Source organism: Pseudenhygromyxa sp. WMMC2535 (assembly GCF_011083025.2).
Map to the genome: position 1 here is coordinate 1 of NZ_JABJWV010000023.1, position 3,585 is coordinate 3,585.

Here is a 3,585-nt window from a genome sequence, read left to right on the forward strand (position 1 = left end):
CCAAGACGCGCACAAAAGGGCCAGCAGGGGACCCTCTGGGCGAGTTTTGCATACGTACCCAAACTTCGGAGCGACACCACACGCAAAGGCCAAAAACCCTCTCACAGCCACCCCGTCGGAGTCCGCAAGCCTGTCTGAGCCCAGAGGGTCCCCTGCTGGCCCGTGCGCGTGCTCGTCGTCACCACCACCTCCTAAAAAGACCAAGACCCTCCCCGCCATCACCACCACCCTCCTAAAAAGACCAAGACCCCAACAAAAAAAGGGCCCCCGAAACCGAGGGAGCCCCCAACCCCGCAGGGCCCCAGTACCCTAAAGCGGGATCTCCAAAGGCGTAAACCCGTTCAACTCACTCGACCCAGTCTGAATCGAAGTCATCCCCCCCACCGGCGGCGCGCTCTCGTTCGGATCACAAGGCGAGTAATCCGGCGTCGTCAACACCGCCCCACAGTTCCCGTCCGTACACTCCCCGACCTGCTCCACCACAGGCCCCTCCAGCCCGCCCCCGAGCCAAACCCATCTCCATAGGTCCCCGGCAGCGTATACCCATTTGGAAGTCGAAGGCCTGACCGTCCTCGACCACCAGCCGGAAGGTCACCTCATAGGTCGCCCCCGGTCGTACACCCACTCGTTCGCCTCGTCGTCGTACCAGCGCGAGTCGCAGCTCTGCTCCCGGGCTCGTAGATCGTGAAGGTCACGTAGAACACCTCCACCGCCTGCTGGATCCCATCCACCGCCAGCCCGTCACCGAGATCGCCGGCGCACGGATCGGCCGCGCCATCTTCGAGAACGCCCGCGTCTCCACCTCCGTCGAGTCGTCCGGGTAGGTCAGCGTCCGCGTCCGCGAGATCTGGTTGAGAGGCAGGCGCATGAAGTGCGAGTGATCCCCCGCGGCCGTCGCCGGCGCGTTCGTGGGGATGTCGAAGCCCGCCGCCTCGTTGGGCGAGCGGTGGTCGTCCGCCAGCAGGTAGATGCTGCTGTGGAAGTCGTTGTCCTCGTCGCCGCCGTCGACCGCGGCATCGCTCGCGCTGCCGGACACCAGCGCGATCAGGAACTGATCCCGATCCTCCTCCGCGAGCAGCTCGCCCGGATCTTCGATGCTGTCGATGCGGTTGTTGGCGACCACCGCCGGCGGGTAGGTGAACACGTCACCTTGGTCCCGACCGAGCCGATCGCGTTGATCGTGCACGAGAAGTCCCCGTGCCCTGGCAGGCCGGGAAGCGGAACGCCTCCGTGGCCAGCGCGTAGCCCTGACCGTCCTTGGCCCAGGTCCCGCCGCTGTCCGCCGCGTGCGGGAAGCTCGACACGTTCGAGGTCTCCGTGGCCAGGTCCCAGCGGTACAGTCGGCCCGCCGGATCCGCCACGTAGGCCTCCTCCATCTCGCCCCAGTAGCGCGACAGACAGTGGGAGGACACCGCGATGTCCGAGACCGCCGCGACGTCCTCGTCCGTGTCGTAGGTCGTCCCCGAAGCCGGCGGCGCGAGGTAGGCCTTCTCGGTCACCGTCTCACCGGTGATCGCGTCGACCACCCACATCACCCGCCCGCGGTGAGCGTCGCCCACCCCGTCGCTGTAGCCCGAGCCGAACACCAGGTAACCCTTGGGCTCGAGCGACATCTGATGGTTGGGCACGCCGTAGGTCAAGGCCGGCCGCGACCAGGTCTCGCCCAGCGTGTCCGCGTAGTCCCCGGCGATCCCGAGGTCGAGCTCGTCCACAGCACGTCGAAGGGATCGTCGTCCTGCAGCCGGCCCATGTGCGCCACGTCGATCGCGACGATCTCCGAGCCACCCGCGCCCTGGGCGCGGGTGGCTCGGAGATCGTCGCGATCGACGTGGCGCACATGGGCCGGCTGCAGGACGACGATCCCTTCGACGTGCTGTGGACGAGCTCGACCTCGGGGATCGCCGGGGACTACGCGGACACGCTGGGCGAGACCTGGTCGCGGCCGGCCTTGACCTACGGCGTGCCCAACCATCAGATGTCGCTCGAGCCCAAGGGTTACCTGGTGTTCGGCTCGGGCTACAGCGACGGGGTGGGCGACGCTCACCGCGGGCGGGTGATGTGGGTGGTCGACGCGATCACCGGTGAGACGGTGACCGAGAAGGCCTACCTCGCGCCGCCGGCTTCGGGGACGACCTACGACACGGACGAGGACGTCGCGGCGGTCTCGGACATCGCGGTGTCCTCCCACTGTCTGTCGCGCTACTGGGGCGAGATGGAGGAGGCCTACGTGGCGGATCCGGCGGGCCGACTGTACCGCTGGGACCTGGCCACGGAGACCTCGAACGTGTCGAGCTTCCCGCACGCGGCGGACAGCGGCGGGACCTGGGCCAAGGACGGTCAGGGCTACGCGCTGGCCACGGAGGCGTTCCGCTTCCCGGCCTGCCAGGGCACGGGGGACTTCTCGTGCACGATCAACGCGATCGGCTCGGTCGGGACCAAGGGTGACGTGTTCACCTACCGCCGGCGGTGGTCGCCAACAACCGCATCGACAGCATCGAAGATCCGGGCGAGCTGCTCGCGGAGGAGGATCGGGATCAGTTCCTGATCGCGCTGGTGTCCGGCAGCGCGAGCGATGCCGCGGTCGACGGCGGCGACGAGGACAACGACTTCCACAGCAGCATCTACCTGCTGGCGGACGACCACCGCTCGCCCAACGAGGCGGCGGGCTTCGACATCCCCACGAACGCGCCGGCGACGGCCGCGGGGGATCACTCGCACTTCATGCGCCTGCCTCTCAACCAGATCTCGCGGACGCGGACGCTGACCTACCCGGACGACTCGACGGAGGTGGAGACGCGGGCGTTCTCGAAGATGGCGCGGCCGATCCGTGCGCCGGCGATCTCGGTGACGGGCTGGCGGTGGATGGGATCCAGCAGGCGGTGGAGGTGTTCTACGTGACCTTCACGATCTACGAGCCCGGGGAGCAGAGCTGCGACTCGCGCTGGTACGACGACGAGGCGAACGAGTGGGTGTACGACGGGGGGCGACCTATGAGGTGACCTTCCGGCTGGTGGTCGAGGACGGTCAGGCCTTCGACTTCCAAAATGGGTATACGCTGCCGGGGACCTATGGAGATGGGTTTGGCTCGGGGGGCGGGCTGGAGGGGCTGTGGTGGAGCAGGTCGGGGAGTGTACGGACGGGAACTGTGGGGCGGTGTTGACGACGCCGGATTACTCGCCTTGTGATCCGAACGAGAGCGCGCCGCCGTGGGGGGGATGACTTCGATTCAGACTGGGTCGAGTGAGTTGAACGGGTTTACGCCTTTGGAGATCCCGCTTTAGGGTACTGGGGCCCTGCGGGGTTGGGGCTCCCTCGGTTTCGGGGGGGCCTTTTTTTGTTGGGGGTCTTGGTCTTTTTAGGAGGGTGGTGGTGATGGCGGGGAGGGTCTTGGTCTTTTTAGGAGGTGGTGGTGACGACGAGCACGCGCACGGGCCAGCAGGGGACCCTCTGGGCTCAGACAGGCTTGCGGACTCCGACGGGGTGGCTGTGAGAGGGTTTTTGGCCTTTGCGTGTGGTGTCGCTCCGAAGTTTGGGTACGTATGCAAAACTCGCCCAGAGGGTCCCCTGCTGGCCCTTTTGTGCGCG

Annotated in this window: 5 protein-coding genes; 3 read left to right on the forward strand and 2 right to left on the reverse strand. The window is 67.0% G+C overall.

Annotated elements, in window-relative coordinates; translation table 11 throughout:
• Positions 1 to 691: 691 nt before the first annotated feature.
• Both G6O69_RS38615 and G6O69_RS38620 read right to left on the reverse strand, forming a co-directional pair.
• On the reverse strand, positions 692 to 1,186 hold the full coding sequence (locus tag G6O69_RS38615; protein ID WP_176397412.1) for a hypothetical protein: 495 nt from the start codon (positions 1,184 to 1,186) through the stop codon (positions 692 to 694).
• Positions 1,146 to 1,712, reverse strand: coding sequence for a hypothetical protein (locus G6O69_RS38620; RefSeq protein ID WP_176397413.1), 567 nt, complete (start codon positions 1,710 to 1,712; stop codon positions 1,146 to 1,148). The genes G6O69_RS38615 and G6O69_RS38620 overlap by 41 nt, the downstream gene beginning before the upstream one ends.
• 38 nt (positions 1,713 to 1,750) lie before the next feature.
• Between G6O69_RS38620 and G6O69_RS38625 the strand changes: the two genes are divergently transcribed.
• Genes G6O69_RS38625 through G6O69_RS39560 form a run of 3 tightly spaced genes read left to right on the forward strand, consistent with a single transcriptional unit; the run spans position 1,751 to position 2,999 of the window.
• Positions 1,751 to 2,545 (forward strand): hypothetical protein, encoded by a 795-nt coding sequence (locus G6O69_RS38625; protein WP_176397414.1) that lies wholly within the window; start codon positions 1,751 to 1,753, stop codon positions 2,543 to 2,545.
• Complete coding sequence (locus G6O69_RS38630; RefSeq protein WP_176397415.1) at positions 2,467 to 2,898, forward strand: hypothetical protein; 432 nt, start codon at positions 2,467 to 2,469, stop codon at positions 2,896 to 2,898. The genes G6O69_RS38625 and G6O69_RS38630 overlap by 79 nt, the downstream gene beginning before the upstream one ends.
• Positions 2,859 to 2,999 carry a hypothetical protein gene (locus G6O69_RS39560; protein ID WP_217910182.1) on the forward strand — a complete coding sequence of 47 codons (141 nt, stop codon included), beginning with the start codon at positions 2,859 to 2,861 and terminating at the stop codon, positions 2,997 to 2,999. The genes G6O69_RS38630 and G6O69_RS39560 overlap by 40 nt, the downstream gene beginning before the upstream one ends.
• The last annotated feature ends 586 nt before the right edge of the window (positions 3,000 to 3,585 follow it).